General features: G+C 71.9%; 17 protein-coding genes and 1 pseudogene. 3 read left to right on the forward strand and 15 right to left on the reverse strand.

Translation table 11 applies throughout. The features are described 5' to 3' along the window. Positions 1-16: 16 nt before the first annotated feature. The 10 genes and pseudogenes from ACE1OC_RS15990 to ACE1OC_RS16035 form a co-directional block, all read right to left on the reverse strand. Positions 17-409 (reverse strand): cytidine deaminase, encoded by a 393-nt coding sequence (locus ACE1OC_RS15990; RefSeq protein WP_243333749.1) that lies wholly within the window; start codon positions 407-409, stop codon positions 17-19. After that, positions 406-1671: an ABC transporter permease gene (locus ACE1OC_RS15995; protein WP_274549183.1), complete on the reverse strand. Its 1266-nt coding sequence runs from the start codon at positions 1669-1671 to the stop codon at positions 406-408. Before ACE1OC_RS15995 ends, ACE1OC_RS15990 begins: the two co-directional genes overlap by 4 nt. Continuing rightward, positions 1668-2783 carry an ABC transporter permease gene (locus ACE1OC_RS16000; RefSeq protein WP_407837596.1) on the reverse strand — a complete coding sequence of 372 codons (1116 nt, stop codon included), beginning with the start codon at positions 2781-2783 and terminating at the stop codon, positions 1668-1670. The genes ACE1OC_RS15995 and ACE1OC_RS16000 overlap by 4 nt, the downstream gene beginning before the upstream one ends. Next, complete coding sequence (locus ACE1OC_RS16005; protein WP_407841575.1) at positions 2780-4423, reverse strand: ABC transporter ATP-binding protein; 1644 nt, start codon at positions 4421-4423, stop codon at positions 2780-2782. The genes ACE1OC_RS16000 and ACE1OC_RS16005 overlap by 4 nt, the downstream gene beginning before the upstream one ends. Positions 4424-4685: 262 nt before the next feature. Beyond that, entirely contained in the window at positions 4686-5744 is a 1059-nt protein-coding gene (locus ACE1OC_RS16010) for a BMP family lipoprotein (RefSeq protein WP_407837597.1), read from the reverse strand. 218 nt (positions 5745-5962) lie between these two features. After that, positions 5963-7231, reverse strand: coding sequence for an amidohydrolase (locus ACE1OC_RS16015; RefSeq protein WP_407841576.1), 1269 nt, complete (start codon positions 7229-7231; stop codon positions 5963-5965). Positions 7232-7380: 149 nt separating this feature from the next. After that, positions 7381-8553, reverse strand: a complete 1173-nt coding sequence (locus tag ACE1OC_RS16020; RefSeq protein WP_407837598.1) for a hypothetical protein — start codon at positions 8551-8553, stop codon at positions 7381-7383. A gap of 134 nt (positions 8554-8687) precedes the next feature. After that, positions 8688-9596 (reverse strand): N-acetylneuraminate synthase family protein, encoded by a 909-nt coding sequence (locus ACE1OC_RS16025; RefSeq protein ID WP_407841577.1) that lies wholly within the window; start codon positions 9594-9596, stop codon positions 8688-8690. A gap of 432 nt (positions 9597-10028) precedes the next feature. Further along, positions 10029-10502, reverse strand: a pseudogene (locus ACE1OC_RS16030) (cytidylyltransferase domain-containing protein); the annotation flags it as partial. Between the two features lie 101 nt (positions 10503-10603). After that, on the reverse strand, positions 10604-12157 hold the full coding sequence (locus ACE1OC_RS16035) for a DUF6716 putative glycosyltransferase (protein WP_407837599.1): 1554 nt from the start codon (positions 12155-12157) through the stop codon (positions 10604-10606). A 176-nt stretch (positions 12158-12333) separates the two neighbouring features. Here ACE1OC_RS16035 and ACE1OC_RS16040 point away from each other — a divergent pair, with 176 nt between their 5' ends. Both ACE1OC_RS16040 and ACE1OC_RS16045 read left to right on the forward strand, forming a co-directional pair. Further along, positions 12334-13302: a glycosyltransferase family 2 protein gene (locus tag ACE1OC_RS16040; protein WP_407837600.1), complete on the forward strand. Its 969-nt coding sequence runs from the start codon at positions 12334-12336 to the stop codon at positions 13300-13302. Further along, on the forward strand, positions 13299-14669 hold the full coding sequence (locus tag ACE1OC_RS16045) for a polysialyltransferase family glycosyltransferase (RefSeq protein WP_407837601.1): 1371 nt from the start codon (positions 13299-13301) through the stop codon (positions 14667-14669). The genes ACE1OC_RS16040 and ACE1OC_RS16045 overlap by 4 nt, the downstream gene beginning before the upstream one ends. Positions 14670-14716: 47 nt before the next feature. Here the strand turns inward: ACE1OC_RS16045 and ACE1OC_RS16050 are convergent, their stop codons facing one another. The 3 genes from ACE1OC_RS16050 to ACE1OC_RS16060 all read right to left on the reverse strand — a co-directional run bounded on the left by ACE1OC_RS16050 (position 14717) and on the right by ACE1OC_RS16060 (position 18566). Then, the gene (locus ACE1OC_RS16050; protein ID WP_407837602.1) at positions 14717-16144 is read right to left on the reverse strand and encodes a hypothetical protein; all 1428 of its coding nucleotides are present in this window, start codon (positions 16142-16144) and stop codon (positions 14717-14719) included. Between the two features lie 84 nt (positions 16145-16228). Beyond that, the gene (gene leuE, locus ACE1OC_RS16055) at positions 16229-16903 is read right to left on the reverse strand and encodes a leucine efflux protein LeuE (protein ID WP_407837603.1); all 675 of its coding nucleotides are present in this window, start codon (positions 16901-16903) and stop codon (positions 16229-16231) included. Positions 16904-16982: 79 nt separating this feature from the next. Next, positions 16983-18566 carry an acyl-CoA mutase large subunit family protein gene (locus ACE1OC_RS16060; protein WP_407837604.1) on the reverse strand — a complete coding sequence of 528 codons (1584 nt, stop codon included), beginning with the start codon at positions 18564-18566 and terminating at the stop codon, positions 16983-16985. Between the two features lie 167 nt (positions 18567-18733). Here ACE1OC_RS16060 and ACE1OC_RS16065 point away from each other — a divergent pair, with 167 nt between their 5' ends. Further along, positions 18734-19621, forward strand: a complete 888-nt coding sequence (locus tag ACE1OC_RS16065; protein WP_407837605.1) for a L,D-transpeptidase family protein — start codon at positions 18734-18736, stop codon at positions 19619-19621. Between the two features lie 245 nt (positions 19622-19866). On the opposite strand, the gene ACE1OC_RS16070 is transcribed toward ACE1OC_RS16065, so the two are convergent. Further along, entirely contained in the window at positions 19867-20913 is a 1047-nt protein-coding gene (locus ACE1OC_RS16070; RefSeq protein WP_407837606.1) for a hypothetical protein, read from the reverse strand. After that, positions 20913-21698 carry an RNA polymerase sigma factor gene (locus ACE1OC_RS16075; protein WP_407841578.1) on the reverse strand — a complete coding sequence of 262 codons (786 nt, stop codon included), beginning with the start codon at positions 21696-21698 and terminating at the stop codon, positions 20913-20915. The genes ACE1OC_RS16070 and ACE1OC_RS16075 overlap by 1 nt, the downstream gene beginning before the upstream one ends. Between the last annotated feature and the right edge of the window lie 45 nt (positions 21699-21743).

A 21743-nucleotide genomic window follows, 5' to 3' on the forward strand; every position in this document is an offset into this window, starting at 1 on the left:
AGGGCCGTCGGCACGGCTATCTCAGATGGTCCGGCCCGAAGGCCTGCGGCAGCATCGCGGAGAGCGGCAGGACGCCTTCCGGCGTCTCCACCTGGAGCTCGGCGCCGCCGAACTCGAAGAGGAGCTGCCGGCAGCGACCGCAGGGGACGAGGATCTCGCCCTTGCCGTCCACGCACGTGAAGTGCGTGAGGCGGCCGCCGCCCGTGGCCTGGAGGGAGGAGACCAGCCCGCATTCGGCGCACAGGCCGAGTCCGTAGCTGGCGTTCTCGACGTTGCAGCCGACGACGGTGCGGCCGTCGTCGACCAGCGCCGCGACGCCGACCGGGAAGCCCGAGTACGGGGCGTACGCCCGGGACATGGCCTCCCGGGCGGCCTCGCGCAGCGCCTCCCAGTCGGGAGCGGCCGTCACTTGCCCTGGCCCTTGCGGTACGGCATGCCGTCCGCCTTCGGCATCCGCAGGCGCTGCGCGGACAGCGCGAGCACCAGCAGCGTGGTCAGGTACGGGGCGGCGTCGACGAACTGGCTGGGCACCTGGTCCGTGAGCGCGTACCAGAGGAACAGCAGCACGGCGAAGACCGCCGAGACACCGGCCGGGACGTAGCGCTTCTTGTACAGCTGCCAGGCGACGACCAGGACGAGCAGGATCGCGATGAGCAGCAGCATCGCGTGGACGTTCTCGGCACCGCCGCGCAGCTTGAGGCTGTCGGTGAAGCCGAACAGGCCGGCGCCCAGTGCCATGCCGCCCGGCATCCAGTTGCCGAAGATCATCGCGGCGAGGCCGATGTAGCCGCGGCCGCCGGTCTGGCCCTCCTGGTAGATCGGGCTGGCCACGATCGACAGGAACGCGCCGCCCAGGCCCGCGAGGGCGCCCGAGACGATCACGGCGATGTACTTGTACTTGTAGACGTTGACGCCGAGGGATTCGGCGGCGACGGGGTTCTCGCCGCAGGAGCGCAGCCGCAGGCCGAAGGTGGTGCGCCACAGCACCCACCAGGTGCCGGGGATCAGCAGCAGCGCGACGACGGTCAGCAGCGACAGGCCTGTGACCAGGCCGCCCACGACGCCCGCGACGTCCGAGATGAAGAACCAGTGCTTGCCCTGGAGGGTCGCCATCCAGTCCGACAACCCCGGCACGGTGATCTCGTAGATCGGCTCGACGCGCGGGGACTGCTTGGAGGAGCCGCCGGGCGCCTCGGCGAACGTGAAGTTCGACAGGTACTGGGTGAAGCCCAGCGCCAGGATGTTGATGGCCACACCGGAGACGATGTGGTTCACGTTGAAGGTGACCGTGATGATCGCGTGCAGCAGGCCGCCGATGGCGCCGCCGATCAGACCGGCGACGACGCCGGTCCAGGGGCCCCACTGGTAGCCGGCCCAGGCACCGAACCAGGTGCCGAGGATCATCATGCCCTCGAGGCCGATGTTGACGACGCCCGCGCGCTCGGCCCACAGGCCGCCGAGGCCGGCGAGGCCGATCGGCACGGCGAGGGAGAGCGCTCCGGAGACCTGGCCGATGGAGGTCAGGTCGTCCGCGCCGCTGATCACGCGGACCAGCGAGACGAGCGCGAGGCCGCCCGCGATGATCAGCATGATCCACGGGAGGGTGAGCTTGGTGCGTCCGCCCTGCTTCTTGGGCGCGGCGCTGGTCGCGGAAACGGTGCTGGTGCTCACGCCGAGACCTCCTTCTCGGTCGTGATGGCGTGGCCTGCGGCCAGCTCCTCGCCGACCTTCTGCTGCTGGCGTCGGATCCCGTAACGGCGGACGAGCTCGTAGGAGACGACGACCGCGATCACGATCAGGCCCTTCATGATCGTGCCGATCTCCTTCGCGTACCCGGCCGTGTCGAGCGAGGCCGAGGCCTTGTCGATGAAGGCCATCAGGAACGCGGCGAAGAAGATGCCGACCGGGTGGTTGCGGCCGAGCAGCGCGATGGTGATGCCGGTGAAGCCGACACCGACCGGGAAGGACAGGCTGTACGTGTGGCTCTCGCCCAGCAGCACCGGCATGCCGGCGAGACCGGCGACGGCGCCGGAGATGAGCATCGAGGTGATGATCATCTTCTTGGCGTCCACACCGGAGGCCTGCGCGGCGGACTCGCTGGCGCCGGTGGCGCGCAGGTCGAAGCCGAAGCGGGTGCGGCCCAGGACGAACCAGTAGACGATGCCCAGCGCGAAGGCGATGAAGGTGAAGCCGTAGATCTCCAGGCCGTCACCGAGGGAGATCGCCGGGAACCAGCCCGACTTCGCGATCTCGCCGGTGGTCAGGTCGTTCGAGCCCTGGGGCTGGACGCCGAGGTTCTTCGGCAGGATCAGCCAGGCGATCAGGCTGGTGGCGATCGCGTTCAGCATGATCGTCGAGACGACCTCGCTGACTCCGCGCTTGGCCTTCAGGATGCCCGCGATGCCGGCCCAGAAGGCACCGACCAGCATGGCGACGATCACGATCAGCAGGATGTGCAGCGGGCCGGGCAGCGAGACCGCCGCGCCGACGACCGCCGACAGCATCGCCGCGAGCCGGTACTGGCCGTCGACGCCGATGTTGAAGAGGTTCATCCGGAAGCCGATGGCCACGGCCAGGGCCGCCAGGTAGTACGTACCGGCCTGGTTGACGATGAGGACCTGGACGTCCTCGTAGCCCGCGTTCTCCACCATGAGCCGCAGCGGTTCGATCGGGTCCACACCCGTCGCCGCCAGGACGACCATGGTCAGCAGGAAGGCGGTGACCAGCGCGAGCGCGGGCCCGGCGAAGCCGAGGAGCAGCCGGTCCTTGTCGAGTTTCTTCATCGGGCCTCGTCCTCCGGGGAGTCGGTACGGGCATCCGTGCCGGCGTCGGAGCGGTTGTCGGTGGCGTCGGTGGCGTCGAGGTGCCCGGATGCAGCGCCCGTCATGGCGGTGCCGAGCTCCTCGGGGGTCACGGTCGCGGGGTCGGCGTCCGCGACAAGGCGGCCGCGGTAGATGACGCGCAGGGTGTCGGACAGGCCGATGAGCTCGTCCAGGTCGGCGGAGATCAGCAGGACCGCCAGGCCTTCGCGGCGGGCCTCGCGGATCGCGTCCCAGATCTGCGCCTGCGCACCGACGTCCACACCGCGGGTGGGGTGGGCGGCGATGAGGAACTTCGGGTTGTGGCTCATCTCGCGGCCGACGATCAGCTTCTGCTGGTTGCCGCCGGAGAGCGAGGCCGCGGTGACCTCGATGCCGGGCGTGCGGACGTCGTACTCGCGCACGATCCGCTCGGTGTCCTTGCGGGCGGCCTTCGGGTCGATGATGCCGCGCTTGGAGTTGGGGGCTTCGGTGACGTGGCCGAGGATGCGGTTCTCCCAGAGGGAGGACTCCAGCAGCAGACCGTGCCGGTGACGGTCCTCGGGGATGTAGCCGATGCCGCCCTCGCGGCGCTTGCGCACCGGGGACTTGGTGATGTCCTTGCCGTCGAGGGTGATGACGCCCGCGTCGGGGGTCATCATGCCCATGAGGGCCTCGATCAGCTCGGTCTGGCCGTTGCCCTCGACGCCCGCGATGCCGAGGATCTCGCCCTTGTGGATCGTGAAGCTGATCCCGTCGAGCAGCAGGCGTCCGGCGACCGTGTTCTCGCGCAGGTTGGCGTCCGGCAGGCCCGGCGTGCGCGCGGTGTCCTCGGTGACGACGGGCGCGCCGCCCTCGGCGACGGTCAGCCGCTCGACCTGGAGCATCGGGACGGTGGTCACCGTGGACTCGCGGGTCTCCGGGGAGGGCAGCTCGGAGCCGACCATCAGCTCGGCGAGCTGCTTGGTCGTGGTGGTGCGCGGGTCGGCGGTGCCGACCGTGGTGCCGCGCCGGATGACGGTGATGTCGTCGGCGACCTTCAGGACCTCGCCCAGCTTGTGCGAGATGAAGATGACGGTCAGGCCCTCGGACTTGAGCTCGCGCAGGTTGTCGAAGAGCGCGTCGACCTCCTGCGGCACGAGGACCGCGGTCGGCTCGTCGAGGATGAGGATCTTCGCGCCGCGGTAGAGGACCTTGAGGATCTCCACGCGCTGGCGGTCGGCGACGCCGAGGTCCTCGATCAGGGCGTCGGGGCGCACGCCGAGGCCGTACGCGTCCGAGATCTCCTTGATCTTCTTACGGGCCTTCGCGCCGATGCCGTAGAGCTTCTCGCCGCCGAGGACCACGTTCTCCAGGACGGTGAGGTTGTCGGCGAGCATGAAGTGCTGGTGCACCATGCCGATGCCGCGGGCGATGGCATCGCCGGGGCTGCTGAAGGAGACCTGCTCCCCATCGATGGCGATGGTGCCCTCGTCCGGCTTCTGCATGCCGTAGAGGATCTTCATCAGCGTCGACTTGCCGGCGCCGTTCTCGCCGACGAGGGCGTGGACCGTGCCCTTGCGGACGGTGATCGCGATGTCCTTGTTGGCGACGACGCCGGGGAAGCGCTTGGTGATGCCGTGCAGTTCTACGGCGGGGGGCGGGCTGGACGCGTTGATGACGCACTCTCCTTGGCGCGGAAGGAGCGAAGACAGGGAGGGGACAGGGCGGGGGGAGAAAGTATCGCGTCCACGATGCTTCTACGCGCGTAGCACTGTCGAAAGTGAAAACTTGCGGCCAACCGGCCACAAGATCACATCAAACCACGTGACACGGGCCGGGGCCCGGGAGCGATGAGACCGCTTCCCGGACCCCGGGTATCACGTGTACAGCGGGTCGGACCAGGCCTTACGGCGCGGTCTTGACCTCGATCTTCTTGGCGATGATGTCGGCCTTCGCCTTGTCGACCGCGGCGACGAGGTCGGTCATCTCCTTGTACTTCGGGTTGGAGTCGGCCAGGCCGACGCCGTCCTTGTCCAGGCCGTAGCGGACCTCACCGGACTGGGGCTTGCCGTCCTGGACCGACTTGATCAGGTTGTAGACCGAGTCGGAGACGTCCTTGGTGACCGAGGTCAGGATGAAGTCCTTGTACTTCGCCAGACCGGCCTGGTTGTACTGGTCCGAGTCGACGCCGATGGACCACTTGCCCTTGGCGGACGCGGCCTCGATGGCACCGGAGCCGGCCAGACCGGCGGCCGAGTAGATCACGTCGGCGCCCTTGTCGAGCTGACCCTCGGCCGCGGCCTTGCCCAGGTCGGGCTTGGCGAAGCCGTCGAAGTTCGGCGGCTGCGTCAGGTACTGGACGAGCACCTTGGCGTTCGGGTTGGTGTCCTTGACGCCCTGCGCGAAGCCGGCCTCGAACTTCTTGATCAGCGGAACCTCGACACCGCCGATGAAGCCGACCGTGCCGGTCTTGGACGCCTTGGCGGCGGCGACGCCGGCCAGGTAGGAGCCCTGCTCCTCGTTGAAGACCAGGTTGGCGATGTTCTTCGCCTGCACCGAGGTGTCGTCGATGATGCCGAAGGTGGTGTCCGGGAACTTCTCGGCGACCTTCTTGATGGCCGGCGCGTAGGCGAAGCCGACGCCGATGACCGGGTTGTTGCCCTTGCGGGCCAGCTCGGTGAGGCGCTGGACCTTGTCGGCCTCGCCCTCGCCGTCGGTGGGCTCCGCCTGGGCGCCCTTGATCTTGAGGTCCGTCTCGGCCTTGTGCAGACCCTCGTAGGCGGCGTCGTTGAACGACTGGTCGCCGCGGCCACCGATGTCGTACGCGATGGCGGCGGACTTCTCCGAGGAGGAGGACGCGGAGGAAGACGAGTCGGAGGACTTCTTACCACCGCAGGCGGTGGCCGAGAGGGCCAGCGCGGCGGACGCGAGGCCCACGGTGGCGATCCTGGTGATCCGGCGCAAGGGGAGGCTCCTTCAAAACCTGACCGAAGCGCCACGACCGGCGCTGGTTTCGCCGAGATCGTAACGCGCGTAGATGTCAGTTAAAGGCCCGTTCATGAGTCGTTATCGGATCGTCGTGAACCAGACAGTGACCGATCAGTAACAGCCGACGCGCCCGACCCATGTGTACCAAGGGCTGGACGCGTCCGCCGGATCAACCGCCGATGTTGTAAGAACTTCTACCCGGCCGACCCCGCGAGCCTGGCGCGTCGCCCTTCGAGCGGCTTGCCGTCGAGCAGGGCCGCGGCCGTGAAGAACTCCACGCCGACCCCGATCGCGGTCTCGTCGACGTCAAAATCACCCCGGTGCAGATCCCGCTTCGCCGTGTCCCCCGGCTTGCGGACGCCCAGGCGCGCCATGGCTCCGGGGACGTGCTCCAGGTACCAGGAGAAGTCCTCGCCGCCCAGGCTCTGCTCGGTGTCCTCGACCGAGTCGGCCCCGCGCCGGGCGCTCATCGCCTCGCGGAGCAGTTCGGTGACCACCGGATCGTTGACGACCGGAGGCACCCCGCGCACGTAGGTGATCTCCGACTTGGCCCGGTGCATCGAGGCGATCTCGTCGATGATCGCGTGGATCTGGTCGGGCGCCTCGTGCCAGGAAGCCAGGTCCAGGCACCGAACGGTTCCGGACAGTTCCGCGTGCATCGGGATGACGTTGCAGGCGTGCCCGGCCTCGATCCGGCCCCAGGTGACCGACATGCCCGAGCGGGCGTCCATCCGCTTGGTCAGCAGCGCCGGCAGGTCGAGGGCGAGCCGGGCGGCCGCCGTCACCATGTCGGTGGTCAGGTGCGGACGGGCGGTGTGCCCGCCGGGGCCCTCGAGGGTGACCTCCAGCCGGTCGCAGGCCGAGGTGATGGGCCCGGTGCGCAGGCCGATGCGGCCGGCGTCGACCCGGGGGTCGCAGTGCAGGGCGATGATCTTGCCCACGCCGTCCAGCACCCCGGAGTCGATGGCCTCGGTGGCGCCGCCGGGCAGCACCTCCTCGGCGGGCTGGAAGAGCAGCCGCACCGGCCGGGGCAGCTCGCCCCGGCGGTCGAGCTCGGCGAGGACGAGGCCGGCGCCGAGCACCACGGTGGTGTGCACGTCGTGGCCGCAGGCGTGGGCGCGGTCCGGGACGGTGGAGCGGTACGAGACGTGCGTCTTGGCATCCGGGATGGGCAGGGCGTCGATGTCCGCGCGCAAGGCCAGCATGGGACGTACGCCGTCCCAGGTGCCGACGTCACAGATGAGCCCGGTGCCCGACTTCAGCACCCTCGGGCGCAGGCCCGCTTTCTCCAGCCGGGCCTTGATCGCCGCCGTGGTGCGGAACTCCTGGTGTCCTAGCTCGGGATGCATGTGCAAGTCCCGGCGGAAGGCGATCAGTTCGGCACGCAGGTGGTCCGGAAGCTTGCCGGGCAGCTCGGGCCGGTCGGGCGTGCCGGGCAGGGCGGTCTGGGACTCGCGGGACATCAACTGGTTCACCCGTTTAAGGGTAGGCCCACCCATGGGTCAACTGGCTGGAGATCACAAAAAGTTCATGCCGTTAGGGGAAAGAAACCCGGCCTCTGGACGCATGACCGGATGAAGGCGCGGGTAAACTCGCGCGCTTAACTCTGCACTCATCCGGCCGCCGAAGCCGTCTGAGCTGGAAGTCTGTGCACATCACGGGCGGTGTCGGTGACTCCGGCGAGGAAACCGCGGGCCCGCTCCGAAGCCGACGGGGTGAGCCAGCTCGGATCGACATCGCATACGGCCACGGTCACGCCGGTGCCGATCAGCGCGTACGGCAGGGTGTGGACGACCGTGGACGGAAAGCTGACGATCGTCCGGCCGACCGGGCCCCGCCGGGCGATCAGCTCCAGCGGCAGGTCCGGACGTACGATCTCCAGCCCCGTCGCCTCGCTCAGGACGCGCAGCTTCTCCGGGGATTCCCGGCGGTGGGCGAAGTAGCGGGTCGCGCCGTGTTCCAGGGTCAGGGCGCGCACCGCCTCCAGATAGCGGTCCGGGTCGACCACGCCGGTCTCCACCAGCGAGGTTCCGACCAGGTCGGTGCCCTTGGTCAGCCGGGGCGGGCCGAAACGGGCCCGGGTCCACGCGAAGTCGTTGAGCCGGACGGTCATCCCGCTGTGTGCGGTGACCGGCATCGAGCTGAACACCTCGACGCGGCGACGGCCGTCCGGGCCCGGGGTGAACCGCCGCCGGGCCGTCGCCGAGACCGGCGCGTACGCCAGCTCGCGCAGTCGGCCCGGGAGGCCCCCGCCGCCGACCCGGTGCCAGCGCACGAGGCGCTCGCCGCGGGCCGTCTGGGCGACGAACTCCATGGTCGCGGTGCCGTCGTCGACCACGACGAGCTCCTCGGCCCGGACGAGGGTGAGCAGGAGCTGCACGTAGCGGGAGAACGGATCCCCTATCACCACCCGCTCGGCCGCCCGCACCTCCCGCGCGAGCGCGGCGAAGGCCTTGACCGGCGCGAACCGGCCGCCGCGGGCCTCCTGCCAACGCACCTCGTGCCCCTCGTCCCGGGCCAGCCCCGCCATCCGGCGCAGCTGCCCCCGGGACATGGGGTCGGTGGGCGGGAGCACGACGATCCGCAGGTCCTGCGGGGCGGCCGGTGCGGCCACCCCGGCCTCCCCGGCCGGACCGGGATCGGTCCCGCCGCCGCGGGCCGGCTGGCGCGGGACGACTCCGAGGAGCCGGCCGGCGCCCCGGGCGTGCGCCCACTCCAGGACGTTGAGGAGCTGGACCGGGCTCTCCACGAAGGCCAGCGTCGGGGCGGGGGCTGAGGGGGTCACCAGGTGCTCCTCGTCAGAGGGTGGAGGGGACGGGTGCGGCCACGGCCGGCGTGCCGCCGGACGGTGTCCGGCGCAGCGCCCCGAAGCCCGGGAGGCCCGCCAGGGCCGAGCGGCGCGGGGCGGGCGTCGAGAACTCAGACGGTGGCGAGCTCTCCCTGGACGCGGCGGAGCTTCTTCATCGGGCCGAGCTCGGACTCGTAGACCCGCTTGACGCCGTCGCCCAGCGCGGTCTCGATGGTGCGGATGTCGCGGACCAGGCGGGTCAGGCCGCCCGGCTCGACGGAGGCGGCCTGGTCGGAGCCCCACATCGCGCGGTCGAGGGTGATGTGGCGTTCCACGAAGGCGGCGCCGAGGGCCACGGCGGCCAGGGTGGTCTGCAGGCCCGTCTCGTGGCCGGAGTAGCCGATCGGGACGTTCGGGTACTCCTCCCGCAGGGTGTTGATGACCCGCAGGTTGAGCTCCTCGGCCTTGGCCGGGTACGTCGAAGTGGCGTGGCAGAGAAGGATGTTGTCGCTGCCGAGCACCTCCACCGCGTGCCGGATCTGCTTCGGGGTGGACATGCCGGTGGAGAGGACGACGGTGCGGCCGGTGGAGCGCAGCGCGCGCAGCAGCTCGTCGTCGGTCAGCGAGGCGGAGGCGACCTTGTGGGCGGGGACGTCGAACTTCTCCAGGAAGGCGACGGCCTCGGTGTCCCACGGAGAGGCGAACCAGTCGATGCCGCGCTTGGCGCAGTGCTCGTCGATGGCGCGGTACTCGCTCTCGCCGAACTCCACGCGGTGGCGGTAGTCGATGTAGGTCATCCGGCCCCAGGGGGTGTCGCGCTCGATGTCCCACTGGTCGCGGGGGGTGCAGATCTCGGGGGTGCGCTTCTGGAACTTCACGGCGTCGCAGCCGGCTTCGGCGGCGGCGTCGATGAGGGCGAGGGCGTTGCCGAGGTCGCCGTTGTGGTTGATGCCGATCTCGCCGACGACGTAGACGGGGTGGCCCGGTCCGGCGGTGCGGGAGCCGAAGGTACGGAGGCGGGGGGCGGGGGTGACCGTCATGGCAGGGCTGTCCTTCGGAGCGTGGGGTGTACGAGGAGGTGCGGGCACTGGGGTGGGGGTCGGGGTGTGGAGCGAGGGGGTGACCGGGGCCGGGAGGGGTGTGCGGGCCGGTGCGGCGAGCGGGGCGAGTACGGGGACGAGGGCGCGGGCGCGGGCCAGGTCGTGGGGGTCGTCGATCTCCAGCACCCGCGCCGGGTCGGTGGCGACCGGGACGGTCCGCCCGAAGAACCGGTGGCGGGCGGTGCGGAACCCGGCGGCGTCCATGGCGTAGGCGGCGCCGGTCTCCAGGAGGTCCTGGGGGCGGTCCTGGCGGCGGGGGCGGTACGAGGTGTCGTGGTTGACCCCGGTCCCGGAGCCGTCGGGCGCCGCCCGCCAGAGGAAGCCGTGGAAGGGGGCCGCGGTGAGCGCGGAGTCGGCGGCGCCGGACGCGACGGCGGCGGCGACGGACTCCACGTCGGAGGCGGTGACGAAGGGGCTGGTGCACTGGACGAGGAGGACCACGTCGACGGTGACGGAGTGCAGCTCCTCGAAGGCGTCGAGCGCGTGCAGCAGGGCGGCCTCGCTGGTGGCGGTGTCCCCGGAGATCCCGGCGGGCCGCCGCAGCACCACGGCCCCGGCCCCGCGGGCGGCGTCGCCGATGGCCTCGGAGTCGGTGGACACCAGGACGTCGGTGACGGTCGCGGCCCCCAGGCAGGCCCTGACGGCCCGGACCACGAGCGGCATCCCGCCGACGTCGGCCAGGTTCTTCCCGGGCACGCCCTTGGACCCCCCGCGTGCGGGGATCACGGCGAGCACCCTGGGCACGGCGCGGGCCTCGCGGAGGGACCCCGCGGCGGCCGGGGCGGGGACGGCGGCGAAGTCGACGGCTGCGGGCGGAGCTGCGGCGCGTGTCGGTGCGGCGGGCATGGCAGCGGCGGGCGTAGCTGCGGCCCGTGTGGCGGCAGCGGCTCGTGTGGCGGCGGCGCGCGCGACGGCGGCGCGCGTCACTGCTCGGGCCGGGCGGGGGCTCACAACTCCCCCAGGCGGCGGATCACCGGCGCGACGCGCTGGACGCCGTGGCGGTAGGCGCCCCGGGCGGCTTCGCGCAGGTGGGCGCGGAGCCGGCGGCGCAGCCGGGACCCCTCGGCGCCGGTCCGGGCCGCGCCGGGCAACGGGTGCCCGTCGGGGCCGAGATGGTGCCTGGCCAGGATCCCCGGCAGGTATCCCGGCGCGGTGTCCTGGGTGTAGTACGGCGCCACGGGCGGGAGCGGGGCCCCGTCCAGCAGCTTCGCGAGGCGTGCCCGCGCGGCGGTGTAGGGGTCGTGCCCTCCGGAGTCCGCGGCAGGTCCGGGCGCCGGGGCTGCGGGGGCAGCCGGGGCAGCCGGGGCAGCCGGGGCAGCCGGGGCAGCCGGGGCAGCCGGGGCAGCCGGGGCAGCCGGGGCTGCCGGGGCAGCCGGGGCAGCCGAGCCCGCCAGGGCAGCCGGAGCAGCCGGAGCAGCGGAGACCGCCGGGATCGCCGGTGCGCCCACGCCCTGGGCCGCCAGCCACTCCGGATCCGCCTTCGGGAGCAGGCCCGCGTCGAGCTGGGTCCAGGAGGCCAGGCAGCCGGAGCCCAGGAAGTGGTGGTTGCCGAGGGTCTCGCGGACGCCGAGGTCGGTCAGGACGGCCGTCGGGATGCCCCGGTGGAGGGATTCCAGGGCCGCCGTGGAGGAGACGGTGACCAGCAGGTCCGTGGTGTCCAGGACCTCGCCCATGTTCCCGTACACCAGACGGCAGTTGGAGGGCAGGCCGCCGGGGAGCTGCTCCGCGAGGCGCTGGTACGGGAGCTCCTCCAAGTGCGTGGTGTGCTCCCCCGGGCGGCTGCGCAGTTTGATCAGCACCTCGCGCCCGGGGTGCAGCCGGGCGTGTTCCACGGCGCGGCGCAGCAGGTACGTACGGTCCGCGCGGGCGTCCGGCACGGACGGCTGGACCGCGAAGACCACCCGGTGGGCCGTGTTCCCCACGGGCTCGTACCCGTCCGCGTCGGCCGGCGCGAGGAAGGGGAGGGCGGTTTCCACGACGGCCCCGGCGTCGGCGCCGACCCCCTCGTAGACCGCGCGGAACCGTCCGGCGTCGTGGCGGGAGTTGGCGAGGACCAGGTCGGCCCCGTGGCGCAGCAGCAGGCCGTCGGCGAGCTTCTCGTAGACGACTCCGACGTACCCGGTGACGAACGCCGGCCTCTCGGCCGGCTCCGGCCACAGGGCGCGGGCCCCGTGCAGGACGGCCTGGACGGCGCCGCCGACCAGGGCGAGGACCACCACGTCGTATCGGTCGCGGGGTTCCCGCTCCGGCGCCGACAGTTCGGCGAGGAATCCCGCGCAGGTGACTTCGGTGAGCCGGTCCGCCCGGACCCCGACCTCGCCGAGCTGGCGCGCGGTGGGCGTGGCCCGGCCGCGGAGCAGGTATCCGGTCAGGTGGACGGAGTCCGGTTCCGGGGAAAGGCGGCGCGCGGTGAGCGCTCCCCATTTCCAGCGGGTGTCGGAATCGGCGAGTACGGCCACACGGAGGGCGGCCCGATGGGCCGCGCGGTTGCTTGCTGGCACCCGGCAGAAGTTATTCCGGCTTTTCGGTGATCGGCCCAACGAACGCACAACAGCGGGTTAACAACCTGCCGACTCCGTGCGAAAGCGTGCGGGTTAACGTGCCTGCCGTGCGTCGTTCACATGGAATCCGCGTCCGGGCCACAGTGAATGACGAACGGCGCTCTAATGTCTCGCGAGTGCTCAAGCTCTCTGTTGTCGTGCCGTTCTTCAACGTGCAGACGTATGCGCCGGATGCCCTGAAAAGCCTCGAAGTCAACGCTCGGGACGATTTCGAGTTCCTGCTCGTCGACGACCGCTCGACGGACGGGACGCCCGCGCTCCTGGAACGGGCGGCCCGCGAGCTGCCCGGCGCCGTGCACCTCAGACACGAGCGCAACGGCGGCCTGGCGACGGCGCGCAACACCGGTCTGGACGCGGCCCGCGGGGAGTACATCGCCTTCCTGGACGGGGACGACTGGCTGGCGCCGGGCCACCTGGCCCGCACCCTGGCCGCCATCGAGGCCCTGAACTGCGATTTCGTCCGCACCGACCACGTCCAGTGCACGGGCAGGACGCGCAGTGTCCAGCGCGTCCCCTACGGGCCGGAGTCGGTCGTGGCCGATCCGCGCACCGCGATCCTGCCCGTCGCCCGCGCGACCTCGGTGGACTATCCGTACGCCTGGGCGGGGATGTACCACCGGCGGCTGCTGGACCGCGGGCTGCTGCACTTCACGGACGGTCTGCGGACGGCGGAGGACCGGCCGTGGATCTGGCGGCTGCACCGGGAGGCGGAGTCCTTCGCCCCGGTCGGTCTGCCCGGGATCTTCTACCGTCGCGGGGTTTCCACCTCGCTGACACAAATCGGCGACGAGCGTCAGCTCGATTTCATTCGGGCATTCGATCAAGTCCTGTCGGAAACGGCCGCCGACCGGGAATCCGATCTCCTCCTCCCGAAGGCCGTCCGAACATATTGTGCAATTATCGCGCACCATGTCGGGTCCATCGAAAGGTTCGAACCACCCGTGGCCAGAAAACTCCGCTCGATGAGCACGGCCGCACTCGGCAGAATGCCGCAGCAGATCCTGGACCGGACCCTGGACTCGATGGACGCCGACCGCGCGGCCCTGCTCCGCCGGCTCCGGCGCCGCACGGCGGTGACGGCGTGAACGTCACCCAGATCTTCCTGGCCTCCACCCTCTACGGCACGGCCACCCTCGCCGCCGCCCTCGACGCGGACCTCTTCCCGCCCGCCGGCCGCCGGATCCTGCTGACCAGCAACCACTCCGTCACCGCCGAGATCACCCCCGGCCTGACCGCCGCGCCCGGCTTCGCCGCCCTGAGCAGCCGCTTCGACGCGGTCCTCGACTGGAACGCCGTCATCGCCCCGCAGCACCCCAGCACCTGGAGCCCGCGCGCCGAGGACGTCCCGTTGTGGGAACGCCAGTTGCGCGCCTCCTGGGACCTGGGCACCGACCGCGTCGAGCTGATCGTGGAATCGCTCCAGGTGCCGCCCGCCCAGAGCCTGTGCCGGCTCTTCCCCGGGGCGGCCATAGAGGTCTACGCCGACGGGCTGATGAGCTACGGCCCCACCCGCTTCCGCCTCGACCCCGCGCTCGGGATGCGCGTACGGCGGGTGCTGCACCTGGACCTCGTACCGGGCCTGGAGCCGCTGCTGCTGACCGAGTTCGGCGTACGGGCCGAGGCGATCCCGGCCGCCGCCTTCCTCAAGGTCATCGGCGAACTCGACGCGGCGGTGGAGACACCGGAGATCGAGACGCTCGCGCTTGCGACCGACTCCGGCCCCGGCTCCGCGGCCCCCGCGCTCCTGCTGGGCCAGTACCTCTCCGCCCTCGACCTGGTGCCGGCCGCCGAGGAGGAGGAACTGCACGTGGAGATGGTCCGGGGCGCGCACGCGCTGGGCCACCGCGAGCTGGTCTTCAAACCCCACCCCAGCGCCCCCGCCGCCTACTCCCGCCGGGCGGAGGAGGAGGCCGAGCGGCTCGGCGTCCGGCTCACCGTGCTGAGCACCCCGGTGCTCGCCGAGACCCTCTACGAGCGGCTGCGCCCGGCCCTGGTCGTCGGCTGCTTCTCCACGGGACTGCTCACCGCCGCCACGCTGTACGGGCTCCCTGTGGCCCGGACCGGCACGGGGGCCGTCCTCGCGCGCCTGTCCCCGTACCCGAACAGCAACCGGATCCCGCTCGTGCTGGCCGACGCCCTGCTGCCCGACCTCGCGGACCCCGCGGCCGTACGCTCCTGGACCCCGCCGGGACCCGAACGGGTCACGGCGGAACTGACGGGCCTGCTCACGGCGGTGGGCTTCACCATGCAGCCCAAGATCCTGACGGAGCACCGCGCGGAGGCCGAACGCTGGCTGACGGCACACCTGACCCCGGACACCTGGCGCTACTTCACCCGCCGCCGGCTGACCACCCTGGGCCTGCCCGGCGGCATCCCGGCGCAGTTGTCCTTCCTGCCCCGCAGCCGCGCCGCCCGCCGGCTGGCCCGGCTGCTGCGCAGGGCGGTCGGCTAGCGCGCCGCGCCGCACCTCACTGGCCCGCACCGCCCCGGCGGCGCGCGCTACGGGGTGACCACGACCTCGGCCACGCGGCTCGCCGCCTGGAAGTGGGTCGCGTCGGCGGGTGCGTACCGGGCCGTCCAGAAGCCGGTCCGCTCGGCCGTGAACTCCCGGGCGAAGGCCCCGTCGGCGTCGGTCTGCGAGGAGCCCATGAGCGTCCAGGCCGTCTCGCCGGCCGGCCGGAAGTAGTAGTGGACGCTCTGGCCGGCGAAGGGCTCCCAGGCCTGCTCCTGGCGGGTCAGCTTCCCGGTGACCGCGATCGGCCCGCCCTTCCCGACCGGCTCGGGCGCGGCGTTGAAGACCGGAACGGCCGTCGGGGTCCGCACGGCCCGCACGGCGGGGGTCGCGGAGCCGTGGACGTCCGGGGTGCCCGCGTACCGCATCCGCACGAAGCCCGGACCCGGATAGTGCAGCGTCGTCTCCACCCGGGCCGGGGCGTTGTTCCCGGGCCCGGTGGCGACGTCCACGCTCTGGCGGGTGGTCCAGCCGGTCGCGCCGTCGGGCGAGTACTGCACGTCCACCGTCAGCGAGGTGACGCCGGCGGGGATCTCACCGCGGTCGAGCCGGGCCTTGACCTTGACGTTCCTGTCCGCGTCCGCCTCGGCCGTGAAGTCGGAGAAGGCGGTGCCGGCCGTGGTGTCCACGGTGACGTTCATGTTGGTGGTGCTCAGCCAGGGCGTGCTGTCCCGCGTCTTCCATGTGGTGTCCCCGCGCAGCGGCTGGACCACGGTGAAGCGGCCGGCGTCGTCCGTGCGGGCGGACACCCCGCCCGCGCTGATGGCGGCTCCTGCGGGTACCGGCTTCCACGTGCCGTCGGCGGACTCCCAGGTGACGGTTCCGCTGACCCGGGCGTCCGTTCCGTAGGGGCCGGTCAGGGTCGGGGAGTCCAGGGCGATGCGCGCGGTCACGGCCCCCACGGGCACCGGTACGGACGTCTCGCCCCTGGCGCCGTTCTCCGCCTCGGCCGCCAGGTGGAGGGAGGTCTTGTAGGAGTCCTCTCCGTCGCCGTTCTCGGCACCGGAGACGGTGACCCTGGACTCGAAGCGCCCCCGCGCGTCGGTCGCGAGCTGCGTGATGACGGAGCCGGTCCTGGCCGTGAAGGCTCCCGTGAACGGCTTGGTCGAGCCGGTGCGGGGGTCGTGGACCGTGATGTAGCCGGAGACCACCGTGTCGGGGTACGCGAGGGAGACCACGTTCGCGGCCGCCACGTGGTCGAAGGTGAGGAACGCCTTCTCGTCCACCGTGGACGCCGTGGACGCCGTGGACGCCCGGCTCCCCGTGTGCGCCGTGGTCTCCGTCTGCGCCGTGGTCACCGTGCGCGCGACGGGCCCCTGTGCGAACGGGTCGACGGCGCGAGCGGCCGCCGGCACCGTCAGCACGGCCGCCGCCGCCGTCCCCGCGCAGAGCACTGCGCGGATGTGCTTCTTCATTGATCCCCCGAGATCGATTCTTTGATCAATCTAGGGACCGGCGAAGCCGCCCGATGGTTGTACGGCGAATCGGTCGAAACCGTGTCAGCTCACGGCGAGCTTCGCCGCGAAGCCCAGGAAGACCACGCCCGCCGCCGAGCTGGCCCCGGCGGCGAGCCGCTTGCGGCGCCGGAACGTGGCCGCCAGGCGGTCCCCGCCGAAGATCAGCGTGGTCAGGTAGAGGAAGCTGCCGATCTGCATCAGGCTGCCGAGCAGCAGGAACGACAGCGCCGGGTAGGCGTAGGCCGTGTCCACGAACTGCACGAAGAAGGACATCAGGAAGAGGATGGCCTTCGGGTTGAACAGGCTGATCAGCAGCGCCCGCCGGTAGGGCCGCTCGATCTCTCCGGCCTTCGCCTCGGCCTCGCCCACGGGCGCCTCCGGGGCCCCCTCGCCAGCCCCGGCGCGCTCGCCGCGGGCGCGCCACATGGTCCAGGCGCCCCGCAGCATGCCGATGGCGAGCCAGCTCAAGTACCCGGCGCCGAGCACTTTGACGACGCCGAACACGATCGGGCTGGTCTGCAGCAGCGCCCCGGCGCCGACCGCGGCCAGGGTCATGAGCACGGCGTCTCCGGTGAACACGCCGGCGGCGGCCCGGTACCCGTGGCGGACCCCGCCGCGCGCGGCGACGGAGAGCACGTAGAGCGAGTTCGGCCCCGGCAGCAAAATGATCAGCACCAGGCCGGCGACGTACGTCGGAAGATCTGTGACACCCAGCATGTGCAGGAGTGTCCCATAAGGACACACCTGTCGCGCCAGTGGATTCCGAGGACTGGGACCACATCGCAATCAGCCACGGTCACCAGCCGGAATCAGCCGGCACGTACGTCCCCCACACCTCGCGCAGCGCCCCGCACACCTCCCCCACCGTGGCCCTGGCCCGCAGCGCCTCCCGCATCGGATAGAGCACGTTCGCCGTGCCCGCCGCCGCCTCCCGGAGCGCCGCCAGCGCCTCGTCCACGGCCGCCCCGTCGCGGCCCGCCCGCAGGGCGGCGAGGGACGCCCGCTGCCGGTCCTCGATCGCCGGATCGACGCGCAGCGGCTCGTACGGCTCCTCCTCGTCCAGCGCGAAGCGGTTGACCCCGACCACCACGCGCTCGCCGCTCTCGGTCTCCCGGGCGATCCGGTACGCGTTCCGCTCGATCTCCTCCTTCTGGAAGCCCGCCTCGATCGCGGCCACCGCCCCGCCCATCGCCTCGACCCGCGCCATCAGGTCCAGCGCCGCCGCCTCCACCTCGTCCGTCATCCGCTCCACCGCGTAGGACCCCGCGAAGGGGTCGACGGTGTGCGGCACGTCCGTCTCGTACGCCAGCACCTGCTGGGTCCGCAGTGCGAGGCGGGCCGACTTCTCGGTGGGCAGCGCGATGGCCTCGTCGAAGGAGTTGGTGTGCAGCGACTGGGTGCCGCCCAGCACGGCGGCCAGGCCCTGCACGGCGACCCGTACGAGATTGAGCTCGGGCTGCTGCGCCGTCAGCTGCACCCCGGCGGTCTGGGTGTGGAAGCGCAGCATCAGCGACTTCGGGTCCCGGGCCCCGAACTCCTCGCGCATGACGCGGGCCCAGATCCGCCGGGCCGCGCGGAACTTCGCGACCTCCTCCAGGAGGGTGGTGCGGGCGACGAAGAAGAACGACAGCCGGGGCGCGAACGCGTCGACCTCCATCCCGGCGGCCAGCGCGGTGCGCACGTAAGCGATCGCGTCGGCCAGCGTGAAGGCGATCTCCTGCGCGGGCGAGGCCCCCGCCTCGGCCATGTGGTAGCCGGAGATGGAGATGGTGTTCCACTTGGGGAGCTCGGCCCGGCAGTAGCGGAAGACGTCGGCCGTCAACCTCAGGGAGGGGCCGGGCGGGAAGATGTAGGTCCCCCGTGCGACGTACTCCTTCAGCACGTCGTTCTGGACCGTGCCGGTCAGCAGACCGGGATCGATCCCCTGCTCCTCGGCGACCAGTTGGTAGAGCAGGAGCAGCAGCGCGGCCGGTGCGTTGATCGTCATCGACGTGGACACCCGGTCGAGCGGGATCCCGTCGAACAGCACCCGCATGTCCTCGACCGAGTCGATCGCGACGCCCACCTTGCCGACCTCGCCGTGCGCGAGCGGTGCGTCGGAGTCGTGCCCCATCTGGGTGGGCAGGTCGAAGGCCACGGACAGCCCGGCGGCGCCGCCCGCGATGAGCTGCCGGTAGCGGGCGTTGGACTCGGCGGCGGTACCGAACCCGGCGTACTGGCGCATGGTCCAGGGCCGTCCGGTGTACATGGTCGGGTAGACGCCCCGGGTGTACGGGTACTCCCCCGGCTCCCCCAATTCGGTCCCGGGGTCCCAGCCGGCGAGGTCCTGCGGGCGGTAGACGGGCGCGATCGGGACCCCGCTCTCGGTGTGCCGCTCCATGTGACGCGCTCCTTCGTAGCTACGAGGTGCTCGGGGCTGATAAAACGTCCCCGCGGCGGCCGCGCGGCGACCGCTGGTCACAATGGCGCAACATCGCGGCCGTCCCTGCAACTGACCACGCCCACGTGGCATCACCTAGATACACACGTAGAAATCGGGGGACTGCAATGCACCGCCAGAAGGTAATAATCCGCGCACTGGGCCTGGCCACCGCCGTCGCGCTCGCCGCGACCGCCTGCGGACCGCAGAAGACGGATGCTGGGTCCCACCCGGGATCCGGTTCTTCCGCGCCCGCATCGCCCACGGCGGTCGCCTCTCCCGACGCCTCGCCGTCCACGGACGCGAAGCCGGGCGACGCCTCGCCGTCGGCTTCCCCGTCCACGTCGTCGTCGCCCTCCGCCTCCGCCTCGCCCTCGCCGACCGTGAAGCAGGTCATGGCGAACGGCGACGACAGCGAGCAGGTCCGCGAACTGCAGGCCCGGCTGCGCCAGCTCAAGCTGATGACGGTCGCTCCGACCGGTTTCTACGGCTCGAAGACGACCGCCGCGGTCAAGTCCTTCCAGTCGAAGAACGGCCTGTCCGCCACCGGCGGCGTGGACGAGCCCACCTGGAAGAAGATCCAGAACGCCACGAAGAAGCCGACCGCCGACGAGCTGCGCCCGCCGACCGTCAACGAGCCGGACGCTCCCGACGCGCGCTGCATGACGGGCCGCGTGATGTGCATCAGCAAGGAGAGCCGCACCCTCGCCTGGATGATCGACGGAAAGGTCGTCTCCACGCTGGACGTGCGCTTCGGTTCGGAGAACACCCCGACCCGCGAGGGCGAGTTCAAGGTGGAGTGGAAGGCGAAGGACTGGACGTCGACGATCTACCACACGCCGATGCCGTACTCGATGTTCTTCAGCCGGGGCCAGGCCGTGCACTACTCCGCGGACTTCGCCGCCCGCGGCTACGCCGGCGCCTCGCACGGCTGTGTGAACGTCCGGGACAAGGCCAAGCTGGCGACGCTGTTCGACGCGGTCCAGGTCGGCGACAAGGTCGTCGTCTACTGGTGACGCACGGGCGGCCGGGCGGAGGGGGACGTCCCGCCCGGGCGCCGGAGGTGGGAAGTTGAGGGCGCGGGCGGGATCGGGGGAACGAATCCCGCCCGCGCCAGTTGCGCAGAGCCCAGGGGTACGGGGGGAACCCCGGCTCATGCGCGGCCGATGACCAGTCGGCTCGTTATGTACTGCGCCACCGGTTCGAAAAGTGTTACAGGCGGGGCGCGAACCGTTTCAGGCCAGTGTCCGGTACCCGGTCCTCAGCGGCGCTGGCCCGCATCCGGGGCCTTCGGCGCAGCCGTCCCGGCCGGGACCAGCCCCAGCGAACGCGACGGGGACCCCGGGCCCGTGGGTGAGCCCGGCACCTCTCCGCTCGATCCCCCGCCGGTGGCCCCGTCGAGCACACCCTGGCAGTAGCGCGGGACCCGCATCAGCCCCTTGGCCAGGCGTACGAGCTTCTCCCGGCGGGCCTCGTCGATCTTCCCGGACCGGTAGTCCTTGCACAGCTCCACCGCTCCGGTGCCGCTCCCCTTGTCCCGGTCCGAACCGTCGGGCGGGTCCGTCTTCATGCCGTCGACGCCGCCCTGACGGGACCGGTCCCGGCCGTCCATGTCCCCGGTCGGGCCGCTCGCGGGCGATTCCGTACCGGTACCGGTGCTCGCCCCGGCGGCGTCGCCGGGTCCCGTCGTCGTACGTCCCTCCGTGCCCGGGGTGTTCCCCGGACTCGGGCTGCCGCTCGGGCCCTCGCCGTCGTGCGGCGCGGTGGTGAGGGGCGGCGCGAGGGGCGCCGCGAAGCGGCCGTGCACCGAGGCCGTCGAGGAGGGTCCGACCGTCACCGAGACGGCCGGCAGCCCGCCGGCGGCGTCCCGGGAGTCCCGGTCCAGCAGTCCGGTGCCCGCGGCGGCCGCCAGGCCGCCCACGGCGACGCCGGCCACCGCGGCGGCGAGGACGAAGCGGACCGGCCGGCCGCGCCGGGGTCCCGGTCCGGCCGGGCCGGCGGGCGTACCGAGCTCGACCACCGTGTCCGCGGAGCCGAACAGCGCGGCGTCCGGAGCCCTCGTCTGCAGTTCCGCCCGGAGCACGGAGCCGCGCGCGCGGAACGCGGCCACCGCGGCGGCCTCTCCTCGCAGTTCCCCGGGCAGCCCGCCGACGGCCACGGGCGGCGGCTCGGCGAGTGCGTCGAGGGCGGCGCGCAGCCGCTCGGCCCGGGCCTGGACGTAGTGCTCGGCGCCAGGTGCGGCCGGTTCTCCGCGCAGCAGTCTGTCCGCCGCGGCTTTGTCCAGCCACCTGTCGCGCTCGTCGGCCATCACATGTCCTTCTGCGTCCGCCAACGTGAATCCGTCACACCGGTTTGTTCTACGAGGCCCGCGGCGCGGGCCCGCTGCGCCGGTACGGCGTCGAGGTCCCGTCCGCCCCCGGCGCCCCGTGCGCGACTCCCGTCATTATCGCCGAGGCGGCGCCCCCGCCCGGCGCCGACGCCGACGGCCGAGCCGATGCCGGAGCCGATGCCCGCATCGGGGTCGCCCTCGGGGTCGAAGTCCTCTTCCGCGCCGAGCAGCTCGGCCAGCTTCTTCAGGCCCCGGTGCGCGGCGGTGCGCACCGCGCCGGGGCGCTTGCCCAGGGTCTCGGCGGCGCTCTTGGCGTCCAGCCCGACGACCACCCGCAGGACGACGGCCTCGGCCTGGTCCTGCGGGAGCTGAGCTATGAGTTCCATCGTGCGGCAGGTGGCGAGGGACTCCATGGCCTCGCCGGCGGTGTCGGACTCGGCGGCGTGGCCCGTCAGCTCGGTCTCGTCCCCGCCGACGGCGGGCCTGCGCCCGCGCATGCGGATGTGGTCGAGGGCCCGGTTGCGGGCGATGCGGGCGGCCCAGCCGCGGAAGCGGTCGGCGTCGCCGGTGAAGGAGTCGAGGTCGCGGGCGATCTGCAGCCAGGCCTCGGAGGTGACGTCCTCGGCATCGCCGTCTCCGACGAGCGTGCGGACGTATCCGAGCAGGCGCGGGTGCACGGCGCGGTACACAGAACGGAACGCGATCTCGTCGCCGTCTTGTGCCGCGAGCACCGCGGTGGTCAGCTCCGCGTCGTCCCCCAGCAAAATCCCCAACCCGTTCACAGTCCCGTTTGTGTGGCGCAAATCAGC

This window comes from Streptomyces stoeckheimensis, assembly GCF_045822005.1.
GTDB lineage: Bacteria > Actinomycetota > Actinomycetes > Streptomycetales > Streptomycetaceae > Streptomyces > Streptomyces stoeckheimensis.